This window comes from Actinoplanes teichomyceticus ATCC 31121 (assembly GCF_003711105.1).
Taxonomy (GTDB): Bacteria; Actinomycetota; Actinomycetes; order Mycobacteriales; family Micromonosporaceae; genus Actinoplanes; species Actinoplanes teichomyceticus.
In genome coordinates, this window is sequence record NZ_CP023865.1 from 1,361,889 (window position 1) to 1,388,739 (window position 26,851).

At 74.4% G+C, this 26,851-nt stretch carries 22 protein-coding genes and 1 pseudogene; 16 read left to right on the forward strand and 7 right to left on the reverse strand.

The annotated features are described in order from the left end of the window. The first annotated feature begins 247 nt into the window (after nucleotides 1-247). The 7 genes from pepN to ACTEI_RS06220 all read left to right on the forward strand — a co-directional run bounded on the left by pepN (nucleotide 248) and on the right by ACTEI_RS06220 (nucleotide 7,527). Nucleotides 248-2,740, forward strand: a complete 2,493-nt coding sequence (gene pepN / locus ACTEI_RS06190; protein WP_122981948.1) for an aminopeptidase N — start codon at nucleotides 248-250, stop codon at nucleotides 2,738-2,740. Nucleotides 2,741-3,020: 280 nt separating this feature from the next. Next, nucleotides 3,021-4,520 carry an ATP-binding protein gene (locus ACTEI_RS06195; protein ID WP_122976758.1) on the forward strand — a complete coding sequence of 500 codons (1,500 nt, stop codon included), beginning with the start codon at nucleotides 3,021-3,023 and terminating at the stop codon, nucleotides 4,518-4,520. A gap of 14 nt (nucleotides 4,521-4,534) precedes the next feature. Beyond that, complete coding sequence (gene nadD, locus ACTEI_RS06200; RefSeq protein WP_122976759.1) at nucleotides 4,535-5,140, forward strand: nicotinate-nucleotide adenylyltransferase; 606 nt, start codon at nucleotides 4,535-4,537, stop codon at nucleotides 5,138-5,140. 39 nt (nucleotides 5,141-5,179) lie between these two features. Beyond that, nucleotides 5,180-5,584: a ribosome silencing factor gene (gene rsfS, locus ACTEI_RS06205; RefSeq protein ID WP_122976760.1), complete on the forward strand. Its 405-nt coding sequence runs from the start codon at nucleotides 5,180-5,182 to the stop codon at nucleotides 5,582-5,584. After that, nucleotides 5,581-6,210 (forward strand): histidine phosphatase family protein, encoded by a 630-nt coding sequence (locus ACTEI_RS06210; RefSeq protein ID WP_122976761.1) that lies wholly within the window; start codon nucleotides 5,581-5,583, stop codon nucleotides 6,208-6,210. Before rsfS ends, ACTEI_RS06210 begins: the two co-directional genes overlap by 4 nt. A 35-nt stretch (nucleotides 6,211-6,245) precedes the next feature. Then, complete coding sequence (locus ACTEI_RS06215; protein WP_122976762.1) at nucleotides 6,246-6,647, forward strand: hypothetical protein; 402 nt, start codon at nucleotides 6,246-6,248, stop codon at nucleotides 6,645-6,647. 34 nt (nucleotides 6,648-6,681) lie between these two features. Continuing rightward, nucleotides 6,682-7,527 (forward strand): DegV family protein, encoded by an 846-nt coding sequence (locus tag ACTEI_RS06220; protein WP_122976763.1) that lies wholly within the window; start codon nucleotides 6,682-6,684, stop codon nucleotides 7,525-7,527. Here the strand turns inward: ACTEI_RS06220 and ACTEI_RS06225 are convergent. Further along, the gene (locus tag ACTEI_RS06225) at nucleotides 7,524-8,570 is read right to left on the reverse strand and encodes a DUF1444 domain-containing protein (RefSeq protein WP_122976764.1); all 1,047 of its coding nucleotides are present in this window, start codon (nucleotides 8,568-8,570) and stop codon (nucleotides 7,524-7,526) included. The two genes, ACTEI_RS06220 and ACTEI_RS06225, sit on opposite strands and share 4 nt — an antisense overlap. A 9-nt stretch (nucleotides 8,571-8,579) precedes the next feature. Further along, nucleotides 8,580-9,341 carry a putative protein N(5)-glutamine methyltransferase gene (locus tag ACTEI_RS06230; RefSeq protein ID WP_122976765.1) on the reverse strand — a complete coding sequence of 254 codons (762 nt, stop codon included), beginning with the start codon at nucleotides 9,339-9,341 and terminating at the stop codon, nucleotides 8,580-8,582. 533 nt (nucleotides 9,342-9,874) lie between these two features. Here ACTEI_RS06230 and ACTEI_RS06235 point away from each other — a divergent pair. The 4 genes and pseudogenes from ACTEI_RS06235 to ACTEI_RS06255 form a co-directional block, all read left to right on the forward strand. After that, a complete protein-coding gene (locus tag ACTEI_RS06235) occupies nucleotides 9,875-10,711 on the forward strand; it encodes a ComEA family DNA-binding protein (protein WP_122981949.1) in 837 nt (278 codons plus the stop codon). After that, nucleotides 10,708-13,209 carry a ComEC/Rec2 family competence protein gene (locus ACTEI_RS06240; RefSeq protein WP_122976766.1) on the forward strand — a complete coding sequence of 834 codons (2,502 nt, stop codon included), beginning with the start codon at nucleotides 10,708-10,710 and terminating at the stop codon, nucleotides 13,207-13,209. Before ACTEI_RS06235 ends, ACTEI_RS06240 begins: the two co-directional genes overlap by 4 nt. A gap of 668 nt (nucleotides 13,210-13,877) precedes the next feature. After that, on the forward strand, nucleotides 13,878-14,861 hold the full coding sequence (holA, locus tag ACTEI_RS06250) for a DNA polymerase III subunit delta (RefSeq protein ID WP_122981950.1): 984 nt from the start codon (nucleotides 13,878-13,880) through the stop codon (nucleotides 14,859-14,861). After that, nucleotides 14,858-15,172 (forward strand): annotated as a pseudogene (locus tag ACTEI_RS06255) (hypothetical protein); the annotation flags it as partial. The gene holA and the pseudogene ACTEI_RS06255, both read left to right, overlap by 4 nt. A gap of 1,233 nt (nucleotides 15,173-16,405) precedes the next feature. Here the strand turns inward: ACTEI_RS06255 and rpsT are convergent. Together rpsT and ACTEI_RS06270 are read right to left on the reverse strand one after the other, a co-directional pair. Continuing rightward, nucleotides 16,406-16,672, reverse strand: a complete 267-nt coding sequence (rpsT, locus tag ACTEI_RS06265) for a 30S ribosomal protein S20 (protein ID WP_122976768.1) — start codon at nucleotides 16,670-16,672, stop codon at nucleotides 16,406-16,408. A 160-nt stretch (nucleotides 16,673-16,832) separates the two neighbouring features. Further along, nucleotides 16,833-17,840: a phosphotransferase gene (locus ACTEI_RS06270; protein WP_122976769.1), complete on the reverse strand. Its 1,008-nt coding sequence runs from the start codon at nucleotides 17,838-17,840 to the stop codon at nucleotides 16,833-16,835. Between the two features lie 54 nt (nucleotides 17,841-17,894). On the opposite strand from ACTEI_RS06270, the gene ACTEI_RS06275 reads away from it, so the two are divergent. From ACTEI_RS06275 to ACTEI_RS06290, 4 genes are all read left to right on the forward strand, one after another. Further along, on the forward strand, nucleotides 17,895-18,428 hold the full coding sequence (locus tag ACTEI_RS06275; protein WP_122976770.1) for a DUF4240 domain-containing protein: 534 nt from the start codon (nucleotides 17,895-17,897) through the stop codon (nucleotides 18,426-18,428). A gap of 68 nt (nucleotides 18,429-18,496) precedes the next feature. Continuing rightward, nucleotides 18,497-19,342 (forward strand): MOSC domain-containing protein, encoded by an 846-nt coding sequence (locus ACTEI_RS06280; protein ID WP_122976771.1) that lies wholly within the window; start codon nucleotides 18,497-18,499, stop codon nucleotides 19,340-19,342. A gap of 96 nt (nucleotides 19,343-19,438) precedes the next feature. Further along, nucleotides 19,439-21,316: a translation elongation factor 4 gene (gene lepA / locus ACTEI_RS06285; protein ID WP_122976772.1), complete on the forward strand. Its 1,878-nt coding sequence runs from the start codon at nucleotides 19,439-19,441 to the stop codon at nucleotides 21,314-21,316. Nucleotides 21,317-21,398: 82 nt separating this feature from the next. Beyond that, complete coding sequence (locus tag ACTEI_RS06290) at nucleotides 21,399-21,674, forward strand: GlsB/YeaQ/YmgE family stress response membrane protein (protein ID WP_122976773.1); 276 nt, start codon at nucleotides 21,399-21,401, stop codon at nucleotides 21,672-21,674. 333 nt (nucleotides 21,675-22,007) lie between these two features. Here the strand turns inward: ACTEI_RS06290 and ACTEI_RS06295 are convergent, their stop codons facing one another. From ACTEI_RS06295 to ACTEI_RS06305, 3 genes are all read right to left on the reverse strand, one after another. Next, nucleotides 22,008-23,639, reverse strand: coding sequence for a PAS domain-containing protein (locus ACTEI_RS06295; protein WP_122976774.1), 1,632 nt, complete (start codon nucleotides 23,637-23,639; stop codon nucleotides 22,008-22,010). 115 nt (nucleotides 23,640-23,754) lie between these two features. Then, nucleotides 23,755-24,603: a hypothetical protein gene (locus ACTEI_RS06300; RefSeq protein WP_122976775.1), complete on the reverse strand. Its 849-nt coding sequence runs from the start codon at nucleotides 24,601-24,603 to the stop codon at nucleotides 23,755-23,757. A gap of 81 nt (nucleotides 24,604-24,684) precedes the next feature. Further along, complete coding sequence (locus ACTEI_RS06305; RefSeq protein WP_372443296.1) at nucleotides 24,685-25,455, reverse strand: enoyl-CoA hydratase-related protein; 771 nt, start codon at nucleotides 25,453-25,455, stop codon at nucleotides 24,685-24,687. A gap of 37 nt (nucleotides 25,456-25,492) precedes the next feature. On the opposite strand from ACTEI_RS06305, the gene hemW reads away from it, so the two are divergent. Further along, nucleotides 25,493-26,695 (forward strand): radical SAM family heme chaperone HemW, encoded by a 1,203-nt coding sequence (gene hemW / locus ACTEI_RS06310; RefSeq protein WP_187645901.1) that lies wholly within the window; start codon nucleotides 25,493-25,495, stop codon nucleotides 26,693-26,695. Nucleotides 26,696-26,851 lie beyond the last annotated feature (156 nt).

The following is a 26,851-nucleotide window of genomic DNA, read 5'->3' on the forward strand; positions in this document are numbered from 1 at the left end:
GGGTACGAAGGTCCGCCCGATCCCGGAGAGTCCGAGGTGATGCACCGCACGACCGCCCGGGAGGGGCGGCCGCGGAAATTGAAGACGCGCGTCGGGGTGGGCCGCCCGATCAGGGCAGCCACCAGCAGTGTCGAGACGCGCGCACGAAGGCAGGCTAGCAGGGCCGGCCGGGGTGGCGGCAAGAGCGCACGCATGATCACCGACAGGGCGGCGCGGCGCCGGACCGGTTACCGGCATGATGGTCGTCATGCCGACCCTGACCCGTGCCGAGGCCGCCGAGCGCGCGTCCCTCATCGACGTCGATAACTACCACGTCGACCTGGACCTGACCGGTGACAGTGACACCTTCCGGTCCCGCACCGTGGTGCGGTTCCGCGCCCGGCCCGGCGCCGCCACCTTCCTCGAGTTCGAGCCGGTGGAGGTCGGATCGATCACGCTGAACGGGCAGCCGGTGCCGCCCTCGGCGGCCGGCGGCGCACGGCTCGCGCTGACCGGCCTGGCCGCGGAGAACGAGCTGGTCGTCGACGCGGTCATGCGGTATTCGAACAACGGCGAGGGCCTGCACCGCTACACCGACCCCGCCGACGGCTCGGTCTACCTCTACCAGCACCTGTTCATCAACAACGGCGGCCGGGTGCTGCCCTGCTTCGACCAGCCCGACCTGAAGGCGTCGTTCCGGGTCAGCGTGACCGCGCCGGCCGACTGGACGGTGGCCACCAACGGCCGCCTGGTCTCCGCGGACGGCGGCCGCTGGGAGTTCGCGCCCACCGAGCGGATCTCCACCTACCTCGCCACCCTGATCGCCGGCCCCTGGCACGTGCGCACGGCCGAGCACGACGGCATCCCGCTGGCGCTGTACGCCCGGGCCGCGCTCGCCGAGCAGCTGGACGCGCAGGCCGCGGAGATCTTCGAGGTGACCGCGCAGTGCCTGGACCGGTTCCACGAGATGTTCGAGATCCGTTTCCCGTTCGGGCACTACCAGCAGGCGTTCGCGCCGGAGTTCAACTTCGGCGCGATGGAGTACCCGGGGCTGGTGGTGTTCCGCGACGAGTACATTCCGCGCTCCGCGATGACCGAGACCGAGCGTGAGCAGCGGGCCAGCGTGATCGCGCACGAGATGGCCCACCAGTGGTTCGGCGACCTGGTCACCATGGCCTGGTGGGACGACCTGTGGCTGAACGAGTCGTTCGCGGAGTACCTGGGCTCCCGGGTGGCCGCCGAGGCGACCCGGTTCACCGGCACCTGGACCACGTTCGCGATGCACCGCAAGGCCTGGGGGCTGCGCGCCGACCAGCGGCCGTCCACCCACCCGGTCGCGCCGTCCGAGGTCGGCGACACCGACGAGGCGCTGCTCAACTTCGACGGCATCTCGTACGCCAAGGGCGCCGCCGTGCTCAAGCAGCTGATCGCCTGGCTCGGCGACGAGGCCTTCCTGGCCGGTCTGAACGCGCACTTCGAGGCGCACGCGTTCGGCAACGCGACGCTGGCCGATCTGCTCGGCGCGCTGTCCAAGGCGAGCGGGCGCGACCTGTCCGGCTGGGCCGAGGTGTGGCTGCGCCGGGCGCAGGTGAACACGCTGCGACTGGAGGCGCGGGTCGACGGGGACACGTACCGGGAGGTGGCGGTGGTGCAGTCCGCGCCGGACGGGTTCGCGACGCTGCGCCCGCACCGGATCGGCATCGGCCTCTACGACCACGCGGACGGCGCGGTGGTCCGGCGCGAGCTGATCGAGGCGGAGCTCGACGCCACCGGGCGTACCGTGCTGCCCGCGCTGGCCGGGGTGCGCGCCGCCGACCTGCTGCTGCTCAACGACGGCGACCTGGCGTACGCGAAGATCCGCTTCGACGAGGAGTCGGCCGCCGCCGTCCCGCGGCTGCTGCCGCTGCTCGACGACTCGCTGGCCCGCGCGGTGATCTGGGCCGCGACCCTGGACGCCGTGGTGGACGGCGAGCGCCCGGTGGCCGAGCTGGTCACCCTGGTGCTGGCCGCGCTGCCGGTGGAGACCGAGACGGTGATCGTCGAGGACGTGCTGCGAGCCGCCCGCGGCCTCGTCGACCGGTATGCCACCGCACAGACCCGCCCGGCCGCGTGCGAGCTGCTCGCCCAGGCCGCCGACCGGCTGCTCGCCGCCTCCCCGGCCGGCAGTTCCCGGCAGCTCGCCGCGGCGCGCGGACTGATCGGCGCGACCGTCGACACCGCCCGGCTGCACGGCTGGCTGGCCGGTGACGCGGTGCCGGACGGGCTGGCCGTCGACGCCGACCTGCGCTGGCTGATCCGGTACCGGCTGTCCGTGCTGGGCGCGGCCGGACCGGACGCGATCGAGGCGGAGCTGGCCGCCGACCGCAGCGCCACCGGCGAGCAGTGGGCGGCCCGGTGCCGGGCCGCGCTGTCCGACCCGGCGGCCAAGGAGGCGGCGTGGAGCGCGATCATCGGGGACGCGTCGCTGTCCAACCGGCTGGCCGAGCTCACCGCCGCGGGGTTCTGGCAGGCGGAGCAGCGGGAGCTGCTGGAGCCGTACGTGCAGCGGTACTTCGCGGACATGCCGGAGATGATGCGGATCCGCTCCGGGATGAGCGCGGAGAAGACCGCGGCGGCGGCGTACCCCGCGGTGATGGTCGCGCCGCGTACCCGGGAGCTGGCCGCCGGCCTGCTGGACCGGCCGGGGCTGAACCCGATCCTGCGCCGGGTGGTGCAGGACCACGACGACGACATGCGGCGGGCGCTGCAGAGCCGCGGCTGACCGGGACAGCGGCGGCGCCGGCGCGGGGCTGTGGTGATCGGGAGAAATCCGGGTCCGCGCGGTCCCGGCCGGGCCGTGGGTGATCGGTAGGACCTCGGGCCGGTGTGGTCCCGGCCGGGCCGTGGGTGATCGGTAGGACCTCGGGCCGGTGTGGTCCCGGCCGGGCCGTGGGTGATCGGTAGGGCCCCGGGCCGGGCGGGGTCGGCGCGGGTCCGCGCGTGACCGAAATTCCGGTTTTATAGGCGTGAACCCCGTAACCTGGTGCTACGGGGGTGAATGCGTGGAATGGTCCGCTGAATTGTCCACCGGCCTGCTACAGGCGGCGCCGGACGCGATCCTGGTCCTCGAAGACCTGCGGATCGTGCTGGCCAACGACCGGGCCGGGCAGATGTACGGGTGGTCCAGCGCCGAGCTCGTCGGCCAGTCCGTCGAAGTGCTGATGACCGAGGAGTCCCGCGCGCTGCTGCCGGCGCGCCGGCAGCTGGTCGGGTCGGCCCGGCCCGGCTCGATCGGCACCCTGGTGACCACCGCGCGCCGCCGGGACGGCACCGAGTTCCCGGTCGAGTCGTCCACCGCGATCGTCGAGACACCGCGGGGCCGGCTGGCCGTCGCGGTGATCCGGGACATCACCGACCGGGTCCGCGTCGAGGAGGAGAAGGCCCGGCTGCGTGCCGAGACGCAGGCACACCGCAGCCAGCGGCTGGAGAGCCTGGGGCAGCTGGCCGGTGGCATCGCGCACGACTTCAACAACATGCTCGGGGTGATCCTCAACTACGCCAACTTCGTCATCGAGGAGGCGGAGACGCCCGCGCCGGACCTCAAGGCCATCGCCGCCGACGCCCGCCAGGTGGTCCGGGCCGGCACCCGCGGCACCGATCTCACCCACCAGCTGCTCGCCTTCGCCCGGCGCGAGGTGGTCCGCCCCGAGCCGCTCGACCTGAACGCGGTGATCGGCGAGGTCCAGGAGATGCTGCGCCGATCGCTGGGCGAGCACATCACGCTGCTCTTCCGGCCCGGCCCGGACCTGCCGTCGGTCATCTTCGACCCGGGGCAGGTCGAGCAGCTGCTGGTCAATCTCGCGCTCAACGCCCGGGACGCGATGCCGTCCGGCGGCAACCTGGTGATCGACACGGCCCGGCTGGGCGACCAGGTCCGGCTGCGGGTCAGCGACTCCGGGCGCGGTATGCCGGCCGACGTGGCGGAGCGCGCCTTCGACCCGTTCTTCACCACCAAGGCCAAGGGGGAGGCCACCGGGCTGGGCCTGGCCACGGTGTACGGGATCGTCACCCAGGCCGGTGGCGAGGTGAACCTGACCAGCGAGCCGGGCCTGGGCACCACGGTGACCGTGCTGCTGCCGGCCGGCGGTGAGACGGTGCCGGAGCCCGCCGAGGAGCCGGCCGCCACCCAGGGGCGCGGCGAGACGGTCCTGGTGGTGGAGGACGAGGACGCGCTGCGGGACGTGGCCGGCCGGATCCTCACCGGGGCCGGGTACCGGGTGCTCTCCGCCGAGGGCGGCAGCAGGGCGCTGGAGCTGGCCGCCGGCCACGACGGCGAGATCGACCTGCTGCTCAGCGACGTGGTGATGCCCGGGATGCTGGGCAAGGAGCTGGCTGAGCGGCTCACCGGCGCGCGGCCGAGCACCCGTGTGCTCTACATGTCCGGTTATGCCCAGCCGGTGCTGGCCTCGCAGGGGACCCTCGACCCCGGGGTGGCGCTGCTGGAGAAGCCGTTCACGGCGGACGACCTGCTGGCCGCCGTCCGGAAACGCCTAGACAGCTGAATTATTCTGCACGGATGTCTGGCAGGCGGATCGGAATCATGGGTGGGACGTTCGATCCCATCCATCACGGCCATCTGGTCGCGGCGAGCGAGGTGCAGGCCCGGTTCGGGTTGGACGAGGTGACCTTCGTCCCGACCGGGCAGCCGTACGAGAAGGGCCGGGTCTCGCCCGCCGAGGACCGCTACCTGATGACGGTCATCGCGACCGCCTCGAACCCGCGCTTCCACGTCAGCCGCGCCGACCTGGACCGGGACGGGCCCACCTACACCGTCGACACGCTGCGCGACATGCGCGCCGTCTACGGCCAGTCCGCCGAGCTGTACTTCATCACCGGCGCCGACGCGCTGTCCCGGATCATGTCGTGGAAGGACGCGATGACCATGCTGGGTCTCGCCCACTTCGTCGGCGTCACCCGGCCCGGCTTCGAGCTGTCCGCGGCGAACCTGCCGGCCGAGAGCGTGACCCTGGTCGAGGTGCCGGCGATGGCGATCTCGTCCAGCGACTGCCGCCAGCGCGTCGCGGCCGGTCTCCCGGTGTGGTACCTGGTCCCGGACGGTGTCGTGCAGTACATCAACAAGCGGGGCCTGTATCGGGACTCGGGGATTGCCGGACCCGCGTGAGACACTTGGTACATCTGGAACCCGACCGAGGGGACTCTTTTGCCCGTCACTGAGCGCGCCCTGGAACTGGCGATGACGGCCGCGCAGGCCGCCGCCGACAAGAAGGCGCAGGACATCTCCGTCATCGACGTCGCCGATCAGCTCTACATCACCGACGCGTTCGTCATCGCCTCGGCGTCCAACGAGCGCCAGGTGGTCGCGATCGTCGACGCCATCGAGGAAGCTCTCGTGAACCTGCCGGAGAAAGCGAAGCCGGTGCGCCGCGAGGGCGAGCGGCAGGGCCGCTGGGTGCTGCTGGACTACGTCGACATCGTGGTGCACGTGCAGCACACCGAGGAGCGCGAGTTCTACGCCCTGGACAAGCTGTGGAAGGACTGCCCGACCATCCCGTTCGTCGACCGTGACATGGTCGACGCGGGAGCGTCCGGCACCGAAGCGCCGTGACCACCCGCCTGATCGTCTGGCGGCACGGCAACACCGACTGGAACGCGGGCAACCGCGTGCAGGGCCACGCCGACGTGCCCCTCAACGAGCGCGGGCGCCGGCAGGCGGCCGAGGCGGCGCAGCTGCTGGCGGCAATGCGGCCGGACGCGATCGTGGCCAGCGACCTGTGCCGGGCCGCGGACACCGCCGCCGCGCTGGCCGCCCGCACCGGGCACACCGTCACCTACGACGAGCGGCTCCGGGAGCGGTTCTTCGGCGCCTGGCAGGGCCTGACGATGGACGAGGTGATCCGGTCCCGCCCGGAGGAGCACGCCCGCTGGAGGGCCGGCGAGGACGTGGGCGGCGACGTGGAGAACCTCGACGACATGGGCAAGCGGGTCAGCGAGGCGCTGCAGGACGCGGCCGCGCTGGCCCCGGCCGGCACCGTGGTGGTCGCCACGCACGGCGCGGCCGCCCGCCAGGGCGTCGGCCACCTGCTCGGCTGGCGCCGGGAGCACCTGCGCACGCTGCGGACCCTGCAGAACTGCCACTGGGTCGAGCTGACCCACGACGACAGCCGCGGCTGGCAGATGGCGGCGTACAACGTGGGGGTCCTGGCCCAGCGGCCGGTCCCGCCGCCGGTCTGACGGAACCGTTCACCACGCCGGAGCGTCCAACCCCCATGATCCGTAGATCTGTCGTACCCGCCGCACTGCTCCTGCTGCTCGCCGCCGGCTGCGCGAGCCGGCCGGACGACACCGGGCCCGCCACGCCCGGCGCCGCGCCGTCCGCGGCCGTCACCGGGACGACGCCCTCCGCCGTCCCGGAGGCGACCCGGACGACCGGGAAGCCGGCCGCCGGCTCGACGACCGTCACCGGCACGGTCGCGTCCGGCGTGGAGCCCGGCTGCCTGATCCTGCGCGCCGGCAAGACGACCCACCTGCTGATCTTCCGGGACGAGGCGCTGCGGGCGTCCGCCGCGGTGGGCAGCCGGGTGCGGGTGAGCGGCACTCCACGCCCCGGCCTGATGACCACCTGCCAGCAGGGCGAGCCCTTCGAGGTGTCGTCGGTCACACCAGGCTGAGCCGGGCGGGGCCGCGAATCAGTAGAGTGCCTGCATGACCATCGCGGTCGTCACCGATTCCACCGCCTATCTGCCCGCCGAGCTGGACGGGCGGTATGAGCTCACCATCGTGCCGCTCACCGTCGTGATCAACGGGTGGGACGGCCTCGAGGGCTCGGAGATCTCCCCGGCCGAGGTGGCCCGGGCGCTCGGCGCGCGCCGCTCCTCGGTGAGCACGTCCCGGCCGGCCCCGTCGCAGTTCGCCGACCAGTACCGCAAGCTCCTCGACGCCGGGGCCGACGGGGTGGTCTCGGTGCACCTGTCCGCCAAGCTCTCCGGCACCTTCGAGGCCGCCCAGCTGGCCGCGGCCGAGGTCGGCCCGCAGGTGCGGGTGGTGGACAGCGGCACCGCGGCGATGGGGCTGGGGTTCCCGGCGCTGGCCGCCGCCGCGGCGGCGGTGCGCGGGCAGGACCTGGAGGCGGTACGCCGCGCGGCGGTCGAGCACGCCGCCCGGGTCAGCACCTTCTTCTACGTGGACACGCTGGAGTTCCTGCGCCGCGGGGGCCGGATCGGGGCCGCCTCGGCGCTGCTGGGCACCGCCCTGTCGGTCAAGCCGATCCTGCACGTCGCGGACGGGGCGGTGGTGGTGCGGGACAAGGTGCGTACCGCCGGGCGGGCCCTGACCCGGCTGGTCGACCTCGCGGTGGAGGCGGCCGGGCCGGGCGAGGCGGACATCGCGGTGCACCATCTGGGCACACCGGAACGCGCCGGTGCGCTGGTCGACGCGATCACCATGCGGCTCGGCGACCGGCTGCGCGACTGCTACCTCACCGAGGTCGGCGCCGTGGTGGCCGCGCACACCGGACCCGGGTTGGCCGGTGTGGTCGTGCACCGGCGCTAACCCGCCGCCGGCCAGGAGGTGGCCCGCCAGCGGGCCGGGCTCAGCTGCGGCACCGGAGTGAGATCCAGGTCGGCCCAGGGCACCACCCGGTCGCCGAGCTGCACCTCGTCGGCGGCCGGCAGCAGGACCGGGGCGTCGCGCACCCACAGCGCCCGGGTGCGCCAGCCGTCCTCGTCCGACCCGGTCAGCGCCAGCTGTGCGGCGTCGGGCAGCTCGGCCGCCTGCCGGTTGTACTCCTCGACGGCCAGGATCCGCTCCGCCCGGGACACCGCGTGGTGCAGCGGATGGCCCGGCGGCGCGGGATAGGGGATCGGGCAGCCGTCCAGGCCGCTGACGTACGCCATCGGGGTCAGCGACCGCGACGAGCGCGCGTAGATCTCCTCGGCCTGCGCGAACAACGCCGGGAGCAGCTCGCTGCCGTCCGCGGTGACCAGCAGCGTCCCGCGTTCCGGGGCGAACGCCACCGGCCGCCCGCCGACCTGCCCGGCCAGCCGGTCCAGCCAGCCGGGCAGCAGCAGGTGCGACGTCCAGTAGGAGTTCCCGTCGTCGACGAACCGGACCACCACCGGGCGGCTCGCGGGGGCGCCGTGCAGCACCGCGCCGGACAGGTTGGCGCGGGCGGTGTCGAACACCCGCTCGGCGGTCACCTCCCAGGCCGCCAGCTGGGCCGGGGTGACGTACGCGATGGTGTCCGGAAGATCGACCACCACGAACTCGGACAGGAACGGCAACGCCGGGCGCTGCAGCGGCGCGCCGGGCGCGCCGCCGCGCAGCACCGGGCGAAGCATCGGTGCGGCGGTCGCCCAGTCGTCCGGCACTTTCCCGGTACGCACCAGGCCGGCCAGGAATTCGCCCAGCTCGCGGCGGTCCCGGCCGAGCAACGGTGTCAGCGGCAGGATGGTCGGCTCGGCGTCGCCGGGCAGCGTGAACCGGACCTCGAAGCCGGCCGCATGGTAGCGGGCGTCCGGAATGCCGGCTTGGCGCAGCCTCCGCACCACCCGGCCGGCCAGCCGGGCGCGCGCGACCCTGCGGAACAGCCCCACGGCGGCCGCCTATCGTCTCGCGGATATCACACGGGCGTCGAGATCATCGTCGCTCGCCACGGCGGGCGTCAATCCGTTCCCATCGACGGCGATGATCGCCGGGCCGGTCTGTGCCTCGGTGATCTCGGAGAGCAGCAGGCCGCCGGGGGCGAGCCAGTCACGGGCCCCGGCGAGCACGGCGCGGAAGATCGTCAGCCCGTCGTCGCCGCCGTCGAGAGCCAGCCGGGGCTCGTGGTCACGCGCCTCGGCGGGCAGGAACGGCAGGTGGCGGGTGGCGACGTAGGGGACGTTGGCCAGCAGCACGGTGATCCGGCCGCGGAGCTCGGCGGGCAGCGCGGCGAAGAGGTCACCCTGATGGACGTTGCCGCCCAGATTGTCCCGTGCGGTGGCGACCGCCACCGGGTCCAGGTCGGCGGCGTGCAGGGTGATGCCCGGGACGCGGTGCCGGACCGCCAGCCCGAGCGCCCCGGAGCCGCAGCAGAGGTCCACCACCAGGGGGTCCGGGCGGCTGCGCGCCTCGGCCACGGCCACCCGGACCAGAAGCTCGCTGCGGACCCGGGGGACGAAGACGCCGGGACGCAGCCGGACGCGGACGCCACCGAAGTCGGCATAGCCGACCACCTGTTCGAGTGGCTCGCCGGCGCATCGCCGCTCGACCAGCGCGCCGAGGGCCGGGCCGGTCGCGGCGGCCTCGGCGAGCACGGCGGCCTCGTCCTCGGCGAAGACGCAGCCGGCCGCGCGCAGCCGGAGGATCGCCTCTTCTCTGGTCACATGCCGTCCTTTAGCAGAGCGGGGGAGCTCTCGGGGGACGTCCACAGTGCGAGGGCGTCCACAGCGGGGCCGGTCTCGTCCGGGTGGAGGCCGGAGACTTCACCCCCGTGCGAGAGGCGAAGGATACCGACGGTGTCGTGGCGGCCCGGATGCGGGCGCTGCACGGCGGGGGACCGGCGCGGGCGGGAGATGCCGGCGAGCTGACCGGCAGTGGCGGGCCGCTGCGGTGGTCGGACATCGTTCCGGGCTGGTCGGACGTCGTCGCGGGGTCGCCGGGCGTCGATCCGGGGGCGTCGGGCGTCGTCGCGGGGGCGCCGGGTCTCGATCCGGGGTTGCCGGGTCTCGATCCGGGATTGCCGGGTGTCGTCGCGGCCCGGCCGGACCGGGCGGGCGGCTCTCATGACCGGATCGATTCAGGGGGTGAGGGGCGTGGTCTGCCTGGCGGGTCTGGGACGGCCGGCGAGGTTCCGCTGTCTTCCGGGGTTTCCCGGGCGTCTGCGGGGCCCGGGGTGGCGCCGGTGGCGACCGGGTCGATGGCGCCGTGGACGGCCGGGGAGCCGGTGGGGCGCCGGGTGGCCGATGAGCCGGTGTGGCCGCCGCCGGTGGCCGGGCCGGCGTCGCCGGACGGGGAGCGGCCCTTCGACGAGAGGTACGCCTGGCGGTTCGAGGAGGCGCCGGCGCTGCCCGGGACCGGGGCGTTCGGCGAGGACCGGGGCGGGTCCCGCAAATGGCTGCACGCGTTCGACCCGGGGCGGCCCGGGGTCCGGGCGATGGCCGTGGTCGCCGTGGTGGTCGTGCTGGTTGCGGCCTTCCTGGCGTGGCGGGCGCGACCGCGGGTGGACCAGATCGCGCCGGGCTCGGAGAGCACCCCGGCGAGCAGCGCGGATCCCGGTGCCGCCGGTCCGGTCGCGGCGACCGCGGCCGGCGCACCGGCGGAGGTGGTGGTCGCGGTCGGTGGCAAGGTGCGCACGCCCGGTCTGGTCCGGTTGGCCCCGGGCGCCCGGGTGGCCGACGCGTTGACCGCGGCCGGCGGAGCCGATCCGGGTGTCGACGTGGCCGGGCTGAACCTGGCCCGCAAGGTCACCGACGGAGAGCTGATCATGGTGGGCGTGAGTGCTCCGCCGGGAGCCACCACCGCGCCCGCGGCGGTCGTGCCGGGCGCCGGTGGGGCCGTCGGCGGGCTGGTCAACCTCAACACGGCGACGCTCGCCGAGCTGGACCGCCTGCCCGGGGTGGGTCCGGTGCTGGCCCAGCGGATTCTGGACGCGCGTGACGCCCAGGGCGGCTTCCGGGCGGTCGGCGACCTGCGCAAGGTGGACGGGATCGGGGACGCCCGCTATGAGCAGCTCAAAGATCTGGTGACGGTGTGAGCCGGCGGTCCGCGGGCCCGCGCTCCGCCGGGCGGCCGGCGGCGTCCGGGCAGCCGGGAGCGCCGGGCGTTCCGGATCTGCGGCTCGCCGGGTTCCTGGTGGGCGCCTGGCTCGCCGCCCTGGCCGCCCTCCACCAGTCGGCCCGGGACGGGTTGCTCACCGGCGGCGGCGCGCTGATCGTCGCCGGGGTGGCCGTGCTGGCCGGGCGGATCCGGCGCACCGCCGCACGGCGGGAGGTGGAGGTGGCCGCTGGCCGGCGGCAGCCCGCCGCGGCGCGGGGCGGGGCGCCGGGCGCATCGCGGAGGGCCGCCGGGGCGCCGGGCCGGGCGGCGCTGCGGTGGATCGGGGTGGCGCTGGCGCTCGGGACCGGGTGCGGGGCGGTGGCCACCGCGGCGCGGGTCAGCGTGCGCGAGGCGGGGCCGCTGGTCGCGCTCATCGAGGCGGGTGAGCCGGTGCAGGTGTGGTCGGTGGTGCGCGACGACCCGCGGGCGCTGCGCGCGACCGCGGGGCCGCCGACGTATCTGGTCGCGGTCGAGCTGGAGCGGGTGCGCGCGGTGGACGGCGGCGAGCCGATCCGGCTCGCCGCGCGGGCGCTGGTGCTCGGCAGCGACCCCGGCTGGCGCGGTCTGCTGCCCGGCCAGCACGTGAGCGCCACCGGTCGGCTGATGCCACCCCGACCGGGCGACCTGCGGGCCGCCGTGGTCTCGGTCCGCGAACCGCCGCGCCCGATCGGCGAACCGTCCTGGGCGCAGCGTGCCGCCGGGGTCTTGCGCGCCGGACTGCAGCGGGCCTGCGAGCCGCTCCCGGACGACTCCGGTGGCCTGCTCCCCGGCCTGGTGGTCGGCGACACCAGCCGGCTCGACCCGGCCCTGGAGGCGGACTTCCAGGCCACCGGCATGACCCACCTGAACGCGGTCTCCGGGTCGAACGTCGCCATCATCCTGGGCGTGGTCCTGTTCCTGGCGCGGCGCACCGGCGCCGGTCCGGTGCTCTGCGCGGTGGTGTGCGCGGTGGCGCTGGCCGGCTTCGTGATCCTGGCGCGGCCGTCGCCGAGCGTGGTCCGGGCCGCCGCGATGGGAGCGATCGGCCTGCTCGGGCTGGCGTCCGGGCGCTCCCGGGCGGCGGTTCCGGCGCTCGCCGCGGCGGCGTCGGTGCTGCTGCTCACCGATCCGGAGCTGGCCGCCGACGCCGGGTTCGCGCTGTCCGTGCTGGCCACCGGCGGCCTGCTGCTGCTCGCCCCGGTCTGGCGGGACGCGCTGCGAGCCCGCGGCTGGCCGCCCGGAGCGGCCGAGGCCCTGGCCGTGCCGGCCGCGGCGCAGGTCGCCTGCGGTCCGGTGATCGCCGGGTTGTCCGGCACGATCAGCCTGGTCGCGGTGCCGGCGAACCTGGTCGTGGTCCCGGCGATCGTCCCGGCCACGCTGTGCGGGGTGACCGCCGCGCTGCTCTCCCCGGTGTGGCCGGCCGGCGCCGAGTTCGCCGCCTGGCTCGGGCACTGGCCGGCCGAGTGGCTGGTGCTGGTCGCGCGGACCGGGGCCCGGGTGCCGGCCGGCGCGCTGCCCTGGCCGGACGGGGTGCCCGGCGCCCTGCTGCTGGCCGGGCTCACGGTGGCCGCCCTGATCGCGGCCCGCCGGGCGATCGTCCGCAAGCTGGCCGCCGTGGTGGCCGCCTGCGCGGTGCTCGGCGCCCTGCCGGTGCGCCTGCTCGCCTCCGGGTGGCCGCCGCCACGCTGGCTGGTGGTGACCTGCTCGGTGGGGCAGGGCGACGCGATCGTGCTGCCGGCCGGCGGCGGGCGTGCGGTGGTGGTCGACGCCGGCCCGGAGCCGGACCCGGTGGACCGGTGCCTGCGCCGGCTCGGGATCCGGCAGGTGGTGCTGTTCGCGGTCAGCCACTACCACGCCGACCACGTGGGCGGGGTGGACGGGCTGTTCCGGGGACGGGCGGTGGCCGCGGTGATCGGCCCCGACTGGCCCGAGCCGGAAGGCGGCCGCGGCCACGTCGAGGCGGCCGCCGGGCGGGCCGGGACGCCGGTGCGTGCGGTGGGGCCCGGCTGGGCGTACCGGGTGGGCGGGCTGCGGCTGGAGGCGCTCGGACCGTTGGAGCCGCTGCGCGGCACCAACTCGGATCCGAACAACAACTCGCTGGTGCTGCGGGCGACGATCGACGGCCGTACGGTGCTGCTGCCCGGTGATGCGGAGACCGAGGAGCAGAGCGATCTGGTGGAGCGGCTGGGAGCGGCGGCGCTGCGGGCGGACGTGCTGAAGGTGGCGCACCACGGCAGCGCGCTGCAGTCGCCGGCGCTGCTCGACGCGGTCGACCCGGCGGTGGCGCTGGTCTCGGTGGGGGCCGGCAACGACTACGGGCATCCGAACCCGGCGCTGATGGCTCGGCTGGCGCGGGACGGGGCGCGCGTCATGCGTACGGATGTGTCCGGCGACCTCGCCGTGCTGCGGCACGGTGGGGGCCTCGCCGTGACCGCCCGCGGGTCGGGCGAAGGCTGACCTCGCCCGCCGCGCCGGATGCCGTGGACAGCCGGCCCGGCCGGGCGGGACCGTGCGGGCGCGGATGCGCGGGGTCTGGGTGGTGCGGAGCCCCGGGGGGGTCGGGTGGCTGCGGATGCCAGGGACCTGGGCTGCGGATGCTCGGGGCCGGGTGGGCGCGGACGGCCAGGGACCTGGGCTGCGGATGCTCGGGGCCGGGTGGGCGCGGACGGCCAGGGCCGGGTGGGCGCGGATGCTCGGGGCCGGGTGGGCGCGGACGGCCAGGGCCGGGTGGGCGCGGATGCTCGGGGCCGGGTGGGCGCGGACGGCCAGGGCCGGGTGGGCGCGGATGCTCGGGGCCGGGTGGGCGCGGACGGCCAGGGCCGGGTGGGCGCGGACGCTCGGGGCCGGGTGGGCGCGGATGCAGGGCACCGGGCGGGGGTGAGGCCAGGGGCCGGGGTGTCGGCTGGCCGCGGACGCCCGAGCGACATGCCCGATTTATGGGTGAGTTTCGGAGTCCTTCCGGATAGAGGGGGGTCGTCGGGCGGTGTCCGGGCCCGGCCGGTGCGGGCGCAGGTCAGCCGGGCAGAACCATGCTCGCCAGCCGATATGTCGGGTTTCGCGTTCAGTGATCGGTTGCCCTGCGCCAGAGAGTGAGCCGCGCCGGACCGTCCGCCGGACGTGCGACGATATCCGGCGTGAACGCCGCGCCACCGCCCTCGTTGCTGCTCGTCCAAGGCGATGAGGAACTTCTCGCCGCCCGTGCTGTCACCGCGGCGGTGGAAGCGGCTCGCGCCGCCGACCCCGGCACCGACGTCCGGGAGTACGAAGCCGGCCAGCTCTCGCCCGGTGAGGTCGCCGAGATGCTCAGCCCGTCGCTGTTCGGCGGACGCCGCGTGCTGGTGCTCCGCAACGGGCAGGACGCGCGCAAGGAGCTGGCCGCCGCCCTGCTGGCGTACGCGAAGAGTCCCGACCCGGACGTCACGCTGATCGTCACCCATCCGGGCGGCGCGAAGGGCAAGGCGTTCGCCGACGGCCTGCAGAAGGCCGGCGCCACCGTGGTGCCCGCCATGAAGCTGAAGAACGACCGGGAGCGCACCGCCTTCGTCCGCGACGAGTTCCGCCGCGCCGGCGGCCGGTGCGACGAGGCGGCCGCGGCCGCGCTGCTCGCGGCGGTGGGCAACGACCTGCGGGAGATCGCGGCGGCCTGCTCACAGCTGCTCGCCGACACCGACGGGAAGGTGACCGAGGCGGTCGTCGCCCGGTACTACCGGGGCCGGGCCGAGGTCAGCGGCTTCACGGTCGCGGACGCGGCCATGGTCGGCGACCTGCCCGGGGCGCTGGAGGCGCTGCGCTGGGCGCTGCACGTGGGCGTCGACCCGGTGCCGATCGCGGACGCGCTGGCCGACGGGGTGCGGACCGTGGCCCGGGTGGCTTCGGCCGGCAAGGGCAATCCGTACCAGCTGGCCAGCACGCTCGGGATGCCGGCCTGGAAGATCCAGCGGGCGCAGGAGCGCAGCCGGGGCTGGACCCCGGACGGCCTGGTCGACGCGATGCGTGCGGCCGCCGACTGCAACGCGGCGGTCAAGGGTGGCGCCGAGGACCGCGGGTTCGCGCTGGAGCGGGCCGTCTTCGCGGTCGCCACGGCGCGGCGCGGGGGAGGCGCCCGATGACCCGCACGGTTCGCTCCCGGCGGGCCGGAGCGGCCCACCAGCCGCTGTACTCCCGGATGCTCCGCCTGCGCCATCTCAGTCCCAGCGGGCTGCTCTGCTTCGTCTTCCTGGAGGGCGCGATCGCGCTCGGCATCCTGCTCGCGCTCGCCGAGCTGGTCAGCTGGTGGGGGGTGCTGGTGCTGCCGCTCGCGGTGGCGGTGATGGTGAAGTTCAACGACCTGGTGGCCGGGTGGCTGGCGCCGCCCGCGGCGGCCGCGGAACCGGTGGCGGCCCGGGTCGCGGTGCAGCGCGGGGAGCGGTACCCGCATCGGCCGCGTGGCGGTGGGCACGCGGCCCCGTGGCCTGCGCCACCGCCGCGGGTGCGGACCCCGGTCGTGACTCCCCCGGTGGACGCGGCGCAGGGACGCTCGACCGCGGTGGTCTGGTTCCCGCCGGAGAACCGGTACGGACCGCCGGACCGCGGCGCCGAGCCCGCCCTGGACAGCCCGGATGAGCGGGCCGAGGCCTACGACGGCCGCGACGAGTGGACCGGCGGCGCCCCCGGTGGCCGGTGGGTCGAGAGCGCTCAGGACGACCGGCAGGAGTGGGTCGAAAGCACCCACGGCACCCGGGGTGAGTGGGCCGAGAACGGGCAGGGTGGCCGGGAGGACTGGCCCGAGAACGGGCAGGGTGGCCGGGACGAGTGGCCCGAGGGCGCGCGGGGCGACCGGGAGGACTGGCCCGAGAACGGGCAGGGTGGCCAAGACGAATGGGCCGGCGACGCCCGAGCCGGCCAGGACGGGTGGACCGGGACCCCGCAGGAGAGCCGGGACGACTGGGTGGAGAGTCCGCCTGGCGGCCGGCCGGAGTGGACCGGGAGCCCGCCCGGTGGCCGGGACGGGTGGACCCAGGGCGCTTACGGCGGTCGCGGCGGGTGGGCCGAGGACGGCACGAGCGGACGGGCCGAACCGGGCTGGGGCGGGGCGGCGCAGGCCGCCGTCCAGGGCGGCGGTGTGGCCAGCGCCGAGGCGGTCCGGGGCGAGGCGCCGCACGGGCGGTTCGCCGGGGCCGAGCAGGCGGGCACGCCGCCGATGAACACCGCGCCGGTACGCCGCCCGTGGGCCGACGAGGTCGACGTGCGGCAGCAGATGGCGCGACAGTCCGCGGCGCGGCGGTACGAGTAGCGCCCCCCGAACCTCCAGCGGGCCCCGTGCGGACAGCCGTGCGGGGCCCGCTGCCGTCTGCCCCGCCGCGCCCGGCGGCCCCGGTGGGATGCCACGATCGCCCGCGCCCGGCGGCCCCGGTGGGATGCCACGATCGCCCGCGCCCGGCGGGCCGATGGGGTGTCGCGATCATCCGCGCACGGCGGCGCCGATGGGGTGCCACGATCGCCGGGGCGCGTGACCGCGGGTGGGAGTGGTAGGGCGTACCCCGGAGAAACGAACCGGGCACCGCGGGAACCGTGACGGTCCCGCGATGCCCGGGTGTGGTTCGTTCTGCCCGCCCGCCGGCGGGCGGAGCCAGCGACCGCTACCGTGCGGCCGCCGATCTGATCCGAAAGAGGATCAGGCGGACAGCGAGGCGATCTTCTTGGCGATGGCCGACTTGCGGTTGGCCGCCTGGTTCTTGTGGATGACGCCCTTGCTGACAGCCTTGTCGAGCTGACGCGAGGCGTCACGCAGCAGCGCGGTCGCCGTCTCCGCGTTGCCCGCGTCGCTCGCCTCGTGGAGCTTGCGGATCACGGTCTTCAGCGACGACTTGACCGACTTGTTGCGCAGACGGGCCTTCTCGTTCTGCCGGTTGCGCTTGATCTGGGACTTGATGTTCGCCACGCGACAGCCTTGTCCTGACTAGTTCGGAAAATGGTCTCAAACGAATGGTCACCGCGCGGCCGTCTCACCCGGCGATGCCGGTGCAGGAAACAACAGCGTGTCACCACACGCGAGGAACCAGATTACCAGCACGCCTCCGAGCCGCCAAAACGGCTCCGGCTCACCGGCGCAGCCACCCCCGTTTCGGCGGCTCGTCCGCGCTCCAGCCACGGCGCTCGGCGAGCCAGGCGAGCGCCTGCCCGCCGCTGAACCGCTGGTGCTGGCGGCTGTGCGGGGAGGCGCTGCTCGGACCTCCGGCCGCGCGGACCAGCCAGTACCCGGAGAGCGCGGCCAGCGCCCCGTCGACGCCCTCGTCCGGCGCGCCCCAGGCGCGCAGCACGGCGTCCGTGTCCAGGCCACTGGCGTACGCGCTGACCAGCAACGTGACCGTGTCGAACCAGGGCGCGCCCAGGCACGGCCAGGTCCAGTCGCACAGCCAGGCCCGGCCGTCCCGGTCGATCAGCACGTTGTCCAGCCGCAGGTCGCCGTGCGACATGGTGTCCCCGGCGGCCAGTCGCGGCAGGGCGCGTTCCAGCCGGGCCAGCTCGGCGAGCCGCCGCGGCGCGACGGTCCGCGCGGCGGACTCCGGCATCGGGGCCCGCCGTCCGGCGATCAGTGACCACCACGACATCTCCGCGCGCAGGATGTCCGGCAGGGCGGGCAGGCCGACGGCCAGCAGCCGTGGCGACGGGTAGGCCAGCGCGGTGGCCGCGGCGGACCAGCTGCGCAGCGTGCTGTCCAGGTCGGCCGGCGACCACGGCAGCGCCGGGACGCGGCCGTCGACCGCCTCCAGGCAGAGCACGAACCAGCCGGACGCGGTCGTCGTCCAGCGCGGGCGGGCGGCGGTCACCTCCGGCGGGAGGGCCTCGGTGATGGCGGCTTCCCGGGCGTACCACCGGGCGGTCGGGTCGCTGTCCGGTGCGGCCTTCACGAACGCGCGGGTCCCCGCCTCGGTTGTCAGCACGGCCGCGAAGGCCCGGGTGAAACCGCCGCCGGCGCTGCGCGCGGCGCGGACCGGAGAGCCGAGGCGCGCGGTGATCGCGTCCCGCACGGCCTCCGGCAGCTCGGCCCATTCCGGGCGTACGGCGGTGGAGTCGTACGGAACGTCGGGCAGGGTGATCGGCCGCATGGCTCCATCCTGCCGCCGGGGATTCTGTCGTACCGCACTGGCAGGATCCCAGGCATGCGAACCGACGATTTCTGGGCGGTCATCGACCGCGCGACCGCCTCGCGGCCGGCGTCCCCCGCCGAGGTGGCCGAGCGTGCCGTCGCCGAGCTGGCCACGCACGATCCGGAGGAGATCGTCGCCTGGGGCCGCCACCTGGACAAGGTGCTGGCGGCCTCCGGGACGGAGGATCTCTGGGCCGCCGCCTATCTGATCAACAGCGGCGCCGACGAGGCCGGCTTCGACGCGTTCCGGGGCTGGCTGATCGCCCACGGCCGCAAGGCGGTGGCCGCCGCGGTGCGTGAGCCGGACGTGCTGGCCAACGTGGTGGCGATCAAGGCGGCGGCGGAGACCGGCGCGGTGTTCGAGGCGGAGGAGGTGCTGGGCATCGCGGCCCGGGCCTACGAGCGGGCCACCGGCGAGCCGCTGCCGGCCGGGGACCGGCCACGCACCCGGCCCGCGGTGGCCGACCTGTGGGACTTCGACAACGAGGACGAGATGCGCCGCCGCCTGCCGCGGTTGTCCGCGCTGTTCCTGGAGCCACCGGACTGAGCGGCCGCCCCTGCCACGGGTGGGGATCCGTGTCGAGCGGGGGCCGGCGCGCCGGTAAGAATCACGGCATGAGTGACGACACCGGAACGATCGCCGCGGTCAGCAGCAACGACGCCTATACGTTCACGAAGCCCAATCGGGACGAGATCGTCCTGGTGGCCGGCCTGGGTGTGGCGGGGGACATCCACGCCGGGGTGACGGCGCGGCACCGCAGCCGGGTGGCCGCGGATCCGAGCCAGCCGAACCTGCGGCAGGTGCACCTGATCCAGGCTGAGCTGTTCGACGAGGTGGCGGGGAAGGGCTTCGACGTCTCGGCCGGTGGCATGGGGGAGAACGTCACGACGCGCGGGATCGACCTGCTGGCCCTGCCGCGCGGCACGGTGCTGCGCTTCGGCGCCCCGGGCGCGGCGGGCAGCGCCGGCGACGACCCCGCGCGTCCGGGCGTGGGGGCGGCCGGCGGTGTCCCGGGGGAGCCGGGCGGGGCCGGTGCGGCGGTGGACAGCGCTCCCGCCGGAGCGGGCCGCTCGGCGCCGGGCGGGGACGGGCCGGTCGCGCCGGGCGGGGACGGGCCGGTGGCGCCGGTGCTGGCGGCGGCCGCGGCGGCGACGCTGGACGAGGCGACGGCGCGGGCGGTGGCGGCGGTCACCGCCGCGGTCGAGCGGGAGCGCGACGGCGCGGCCGGCCACGACCCGCGACCCGCCGTGATCCTCGCCGGGCTGCGCAACCCGTGCGCGCAGATCAACCGGTACCGCGCCGGGCTGCTCAAGGAGGTGCTGAAGCAGGACCCGGACGGCACCGTGGTGCGCAAGGCCGGGGTGATGGGCGTCGTGCTGCGCGGTGGGGCGATTCGTCCGGGCGATCCGGTCGCCGTGGAGCTTCCGCCGGGCCCGCGGGAGCCGCTCGAACGGGTGTGATCCGACCTGCCCTCGCGGGCGTGGGACGATAGGTAGCGCCGGCACTCGCCCGGCGCCACCCGAACCGCAGAACCAGCCCGAGAAGAACGGACGACCGTGCCTGGACCGCTCGACCCCGGCGTGAACGTGATCGGATCGACCGATCCCAGCCGCATCCGCAACTTCTGCATCATCGCCCACATCGACCACGGCAAGTCGACGCTGGCCGACCGGATGCTGCAGATCACCGGGGTGGTCGACCCGCGGCAGATGCGCGCTCAGTACCTGGACCGGATGGACATCGAGCGCGAGCGCGGCATCACCATCAAGTCCCAGGCCGTACGCATGCCCTGGACCGTGCGTGCCGGCGACCGGACCGGCGAGTCGGCCGTCCTCAACATGATCGACACCCCCGGCCACGTCGACTTCACCTACGAGGTCTCCCGCAGCCTGGCCGCCTGCGAGGGCGCGATCCTGCTGGTCGACGCCGCGCAGGGGATCGAGGCGCAGACCCTCGCCAACCTGTACCTGGCGATGGAGAACGACCTGCACATCATCCCGGTGCTCAACAAGATCGACCTGCCCGCGGCGCAGCCCGAGAAGTACGCCGAGGAGCTGGCCAAGCTGATCGGCGTGGAGCCCACCGACGTGCTGCGCGTCTCCGGCAAGACCGGTGTCGGCGTGGACCACCTGCTGGACGAGATCGTCCGGCAGTTCCCGGCCCCGGTCGGCGACCCGGCCGCCCCGGCCCGCGCGATGATCTTCGACTCGGTGTACGACGTGTACCGCGGCGTCGTCACCTACGTCCGCGTGGTCGACGGCCGGATCGAGGCCCGTGACCGGATCAAGATGATGTCCACCGGCGCCGTGCACGAGCTGCTGGAGCTGGGTGTCGCCTCACCGGAGATGGAGAAGGCCGGCGCGCTCGGCGTCGGCGAGGTGGGTTACCTGATCACCGGTGTGAAGGACGTCCGCCAGTCCCGGGTCGGTGACACCGTCACCGGCAACAACCGGCCGGCGAAGGAGGCCCTCGGCGGCTACAAGGACCCCAAGCCGATGGTCTACTCGGGTCTCTACCCGATCGACGGCTCGGACTACCCGGCGCTGCGCGACGCGCTGGACAAGCTGAAGCTCAACGACGCCGCGCTCACCTACGAGCCGGAGACGTCGGCGGCGCTCGGCTTCGGCTTCCGCGTCGGCTACCTCGGCCTGCTGCACCTGGAGATCATCGGCGAGCGGCTGGAGCGGGAGTTCGGCCTCGACCTGATCTCCACCGCGCCGAACGTGGTGTACCGGGTGATCACCGAGGACGCCAAGGAGACCGTGGTCACCAACCCGAGCGAGTTCCCGGCCGGCAAGATCGCCGAGATCCACGAGCCTGTGGTGCGCGCCACAGTTCTGGTGCCGAACGAGTACGTCGGCGCCGTCATGGAGCTGTGCCAGAGCCGCCGGGGCTCGCTGCTCGGCATGGAGTACCTGTCCGCCGAACGGGTGGAACTGCGGTACACCCTGCCGCTGGCCGAGATCATCTTCGACTTCTTCGACCAGCTGAAGAGCAAGACCAAGGGGTACGCCTCACTCGACTACGAGCCCTCCGGCGAGCAGGTCGCCGACCTGGTGAAGGTGGACATCCTGCTGCACGGCGAGCCGGTCGACGCGTTCAGCGCCATCGTGCACAAGGACAAGGCTTACACGTACGGCACGACGATCGCCGCCAAGCTGCAGAAACTCATCCCGCGGCAGCAGTTCGAGGTGCCCATCCAGGCGGCCATCGGCTCCCGCATCATCGCCCGCGAGACGATCCGCGCGATCCGCAAGGACGTGCTGGCCAAGTGCTACGGCGGTGACATCAGCCGCAAGCGCAAGCTGCTCGAGAAGCAGAAGGAAGGCAAGAAGCGAATGAAGATGGTGGGCCGCGTGGAGGTCCCGCAGGAGGCCTTCATCGCCGCGCTCTCCACCACCGAGGCACCGGAGGCGAAGGGCGCCAAAAAATAGGGCGGTTTGATTTCTCGAGGGGTCGGGAACTCTGGGGCTCGACGGACGCAACCGACAAGCACCACCCCCGAGGAGGAACCACATGACCGTCACCGGAATCATCACCGCGCTGATCGTCGGTCTGATCATCGGTGCCCTGGGTCGCCTGGTCGTACCCGGCAAGCAGAACATCCCGATCTGGCTGACCATGGTCATCGGTGTGGTCGCGGCGCTGCTGGGCACGGTGCTGGCCCGGGCGTTCGGTGTCGCCGACACCAACGGCTTCGACTGGATCGAGTTCTTCTTCCAGGTCGTGCTCGCCGCCATCGGTGTGGCCCTGACCGTCGGCGTTGTCGGCCGCCGGAGCCTCACCCGATAACACCCGCAAAGCCGAAAAGCGCCGGGCCTTTCCAGGCCCGGCGCTTTCGCGTTGCGCCAATAGCGGCCGATCGGAAAGCGGCGGCCTGCCGGGGTGTTCATTTCCGGACAATCCGCCGGTCACGGAAACGGAAGTGCCAGCGGGCGCAGCGGCCGGAAGTGGCGGCGGGCGCAGGGATCGGAAGTGCCAGCGGACGCAGCGGCCGGAAGTTGGGGGGAGGCGGCGGCCCGAAGTGCTGGTGAAGGCAGGGATCGGAAGTGGCGGGGAGGCGGCGGCCCGAAGTGGCGGGGCGGGGGTGGCCGGCGAGGCCGGGTGGCCCGAGCCCGGAGCAGGTCAGTACCGGAACCGCTGCTGCGCGGACCGCCGGTTGACCCAGGCCGGCATGTCACCGCCGTGCTCGGCGTGCGGGTGCCGCTCGGCCGGGTCGTGGTTGCGGGTGATGTCCCGCATGGTCACCACGAGGCCCTGCACCAGGCGGTCCTCCCGCAGGTCCCGGTAGGTGAGCTCGATCAGCACCTGGGTCAGGTCCGCGCGCTGCAGGGCGCAGTGCAGGACGCCGTCGCCCTGGGCGCGCAGCGCGTCGCGCACCATCGCCCGGTCGTCCGGGTGGATCAGCTCGTCGAGGGTGGTGAGCGGGGGTAGTTCGTCCTGGCCGAGCAGGTCGCGCAGCGCCGGGCTGGAATACCGGATCCGCTGGTCGGCGTCGATCACCGCCATCAGATCCGCTGTGTTGCGGATCACGGCGCGCAGGTAGAGGTCGCTGTCCCGCCGGCCGACCGCCTCGACCAGGGTGATCCGGTCCAGGGCGAGCGCGGCCTGCCCGGCCAGCACCTCCAGCGCGTCGTGCCCGGTGGCCAGGGACTCCCGCCGCCCGGTGAGGACCAGCGCACCGCCGCTGGGCCGCGCCACGTCGAGCGGTTCCAGCCGCAGCGGGCAGACCATGGTGCGCTCGTCCGGCTCCACCGCGTCCAGCCACCAGCTGCGGGTCGCCGGGCCGGCCGGCTCCGGCGGCAGCTCGGCGGGGGTCAGCTCGTCGACGAGCGCGACCCGGCGGACGTCCTGAGGTGGCAGGAGCTGGGCGACCGCCGCGCGCACCGCGGCGTCGACGGCCGGCCGATCCGCGGCCGCGACCAGCGCCGCGGTCGCGGCGCGCAGGACGTGCTCGCGGGTCAGGGCTTGGCCGTGCCGGCGGATCGAGTCGGCCAGCCGGGTGATGACGAGCAGGAGCGTGATCGCGCCGGTGACGGCGATCACCACGCCGTCCCGGACGGTGCCCTGAAGCGCTTCGATGAGCAGCACCGTGGGCGGCACCCCGGCCGACGCGGCGAGCAGCACCGCCCACCGGAACTTGCCGGGGTCGTGCGGGGTCGGCGCCGGCTCGGTCAGCCGCACCATCGACGGGTGCAGGGCGCTCGCGGCCCAGCCGACGTAGAGCACCACGAACAGCGACTCGGTGAGCGGGCCCTCGGCGAGCGGGTAGCACACGTCGCCGGCCAGCAGCCCCAGCGCGCCGATCAGCAGCAGCCGCGCCGACACGTTGCGCCGGTCCGCGGTGGCCAGCCGGCCGGCCACCACCACCAGCAGTAGGCCGCCGATCACGTCGGCGGCCGGGACCGCGCCCATCCGGCCCTGTGCGCCGATCACGAAGACCCAGATCACCAGCAGCGTCGAGCAGGCGAAGGCGAGCAGGTCGATCAGCCGGGCCCGGTCGGGGAGCAGCACGCCGCCCCGGGTGAACTGCAGCAGGCAGAGCGACACCGAGCCGAACATCGACATGTAGAAGGGTTCGGCCAGGTCGCGGTGGCCGTACGCGTAGCAGACGTCGCCCACGGTCAGGGCGGCCACCGAGCCGGCGAGCAGCCACCAGGGCGCCGTCCGTGCCGGGCGGTGGCGGCGCACGCCCCAGGCGATCGCGGCCACGCCTCCCACCCCGAGCAGGCTCCATGCGAGGGCTCCCCAGAACACGCCCTACTTAGTACCAGGGTGGTTGCGCACTGTCCACGTCGATGTATACGCAGCGCAATTCCCGCTCCGGCGGCCACAATTACCGCACGTCACCGAAAGTTGCGGCGGCGTGACGTCAGTTGAAGACTTCGGCGACGACGCGGCCCTCGTCGTGGGCGCCGGTCGTGGTTACCTGCTGCCACTTTCCGTCCGGGGCCGTCCACTCCAGGGCGCCGAAACGTACCCGTTCGAGACCGGTCGCCGAGGCGTGCGAGACCAGCCAGTGCGCGTAGCGCCAGCCGGAACTGGGATTGCTGACCGAAACCGTCAGGCCGGCCGCGTGCTCGCTGGCGGAGTCCAGTTTCTTGCCCCAGTCCAGTTTGAGACCGGCCATGAGGGCGGACGCGGCCGCGGCGCCGCGCACCGCCGGGGCGCCGGTCACCGTGCAGGCGACCGCGCCGGTGGCCCGGCCCAGCAGCGCGCGGGCCAGGACCCGGGACTCGTCCGCCCACTTCTCGTACGCGTTCGGGTACGCCGAGCGCTGCACCTTCTGCGCCGCGTCGGTGACCCGCATGTCCTCCCAGCCCTTCACCTTCCTCAGTGCGGTGTAGAACTTGGCGGCCGCGTACCTCGGGTTCTTGATCTGCTCGAACGTGCCCCACCCCTGGCTGGGACGCTGCTGGAAGAGGCCGACCGAGTCGCGGTCGCCGTCGTCCAGGTTCTCCAGCTTGGACTCCTGCAGGGCGGTGGCCAGCGCGACCACCACCGCCTGCTCGGGCATCTCCTTGCGCACGCCGACCGCGGCGATCGTCGCGGCGTTGGCCATCTGCACCGAGTCCAGGGTGACCTCGCCGTCGGCGCGGACCGTGCACTCCGGGCCGATCCGGGGCAGCTTGATGCCGCCGGGAACCTTGCTGAGCACGAAGAACACGCTCACCACGGCGATGAGGGCCAGCGAGGCGAACACTCCGATGACCGCTTTCAACCTCACCGCACCTCCTCACTGTCGGACGCCAAGCCTAATCAACGAGCGCACGGAGACATCCGTGACTGTCCGGATGTGCCGTCAGGGCGCCGGGATCCAGCTCGGGTCCCGCTTCTCCCGGCGGGCGGCCACCCCCTCCCGGCCCTCCGCAGAGGTGAAGTATCCGGCCGATCGGTCACTGAGGTCGGTCAGTTCGGCCCGGATGGACTCCGACCGGGTACGCCGCAGAAGTTCTTTCGTGCCGGCCAGCGCCAGCGGGCCGCCGCGGATCAGCGACGCGCAGTACCGGGCGACCGCGGCGTCCAGCTCCTCGTCCGGGACCGCGGCCGTGACCAGGCCGATCTCCGCCGCCCGCGGGCCGTCGAAGACGTCGCCGGTGAGGTAGAGCTCGGCGGCCGCCCGGGGGGCCAGCCGGGGCAGCACGGTGGCGCTGATCACGGCGGGGATCACGCCGAGCCGTACCTCGGTGAACGCGAAGGTCGCCGAGCGGGCGCAGACCGCGAGGTCGGCCGCGCCGATCAGGCCCAGGCCGCCGGCCCGGGCCGGGCCGCCGATCCGGGCCACCACCGGTTTCGGGAACTCCCAGAGCGCGGCCAGCAGGTCGGCCATCAACTCGACCGGCAGACGCTCGCCCGGCCGGGTCGCGGCGGTCTCCTTCAGGTCGGCGCCGGAGCAGAACACCGGGCCGGTGTGCGAGAGAACCACCACACGTACGGCGGGGTCGGCGGCCGCGGCGCCGAGCCGGGTGAGCAGTTCGGTGATGAGCGCGCGGGACAGCGCGTTGCGGTTGGCGGGGCTGTCCAGGGTCAGGGTGGTCACCCCGGCGGCGGTGACGGAACGGACCAGATCCATGCCCGGCACCTTAACGGCGACCGTGCACACTTGGCGGATGGCCGGCGCACTCCCTGATGGCGAACCCGTACCCGCGGACGGGTCGCTCCCCGACGAAGCCACCCGCGACGTGGGCGCGAACGGCTTCGCCGTCTACGTCCACGTGCCGTTCTGCGCCAGCCGGTGCGGGTACTGCGACTTCAACACCTACACCGCGAGCGAGCTGGGCGGCGGCGCCGGCCGCGACGAGTACGCCTCGACCGTGCTGCGCGAGCTGGACCTGGCCGCCAAGGTGATCCAGCCGCGCCGGGTGGACACGGTCTTCGTCGGCGGCGGCACCCCCACCCTGCTGAGCGCCGACGATCTCGGCCGGATCCTCGACGGCATCGACCGCACCTGGGGCCTGGCCGCGGACGCCGAGGTCACCACCGAGGCGAACCCGGAGTCGGTGGACCCGGCCTACCTGGCCCGGCTGCGGGCGGCCGGCTACACCCGGATCTCGCTGGGCATGCAGTCGTCGGCGGCGCACGTGCTGCGCGTGCTGGACCGCAAGCACACCGCCGGCCGCGCGCCGCAGGCCGCCCGGGAGGCCCGGGAGGCCGGGTTCGAGCACGTCAACCTGGACCTGATCTACGGCACGCCGGGGGAGACCGCGGAGGATTTCGCGCAGTCGGTGCAGACCGTGATCGAGGCCGGCGTGGATCACGTCAGCGCCTACGCCCTGATCGTCGAGGACGGCACCCGGATGGCCGCGCGGATGCGCCGCGGCGAGATGCCCTACCCCTCCGACGACGTGGCCGCCGACCGCTACCTGGCCGCCGAGCAGGCGCTGACCGGCGCCGGCTTCCAGTGGTACGAGGTGTCCAACTGGGCGCGGCCCGGCGGCGAGTGCCGGCACAACCGGCTGTACTGGACCGGCGCGGACTGGTGGGGGCTGGGCCCCGGCGCGCACAGCCACGTCGGCGGGGTGCGCTGGTGGAACGTGAAGCACCCGTCGGCGTACGCCCAGCGTCTGGCCGGTGGCGTCTCGCCCGGTCACGGCCGGGAGCTGCTGTCCGCGGCGGACCGGCACGTGGAGGACGTGATGCTGCGGGTCCGGCTGCGCGACGGCATCGCCCTGGATCGGGTGGACCGGGCCGGCGCGGAGCGGGCCCTGGCCGGTGGTCTGCTGGAGCCGGCGGCCTGGGCGGCCGGGCGGCTGGTGCTGACCCTGCGCGGCCGGCTGCTGGCCGACGCGGTGATCCGGGACGTCGTCGCCTGAGCGCGCGCGGGTGGCCCGGCGGCGGCGATCGGCCGTACTCTTTCGGTCCGGCCCCGGCTGGCGGGCCGGATCGGCCGCCCCGGAACCGCCGAGGGTCCGTCCTTTCGATCATCGCGCTGCAGCCAGCGGCGACGTAGACTGGCACTCTGTCCGCGG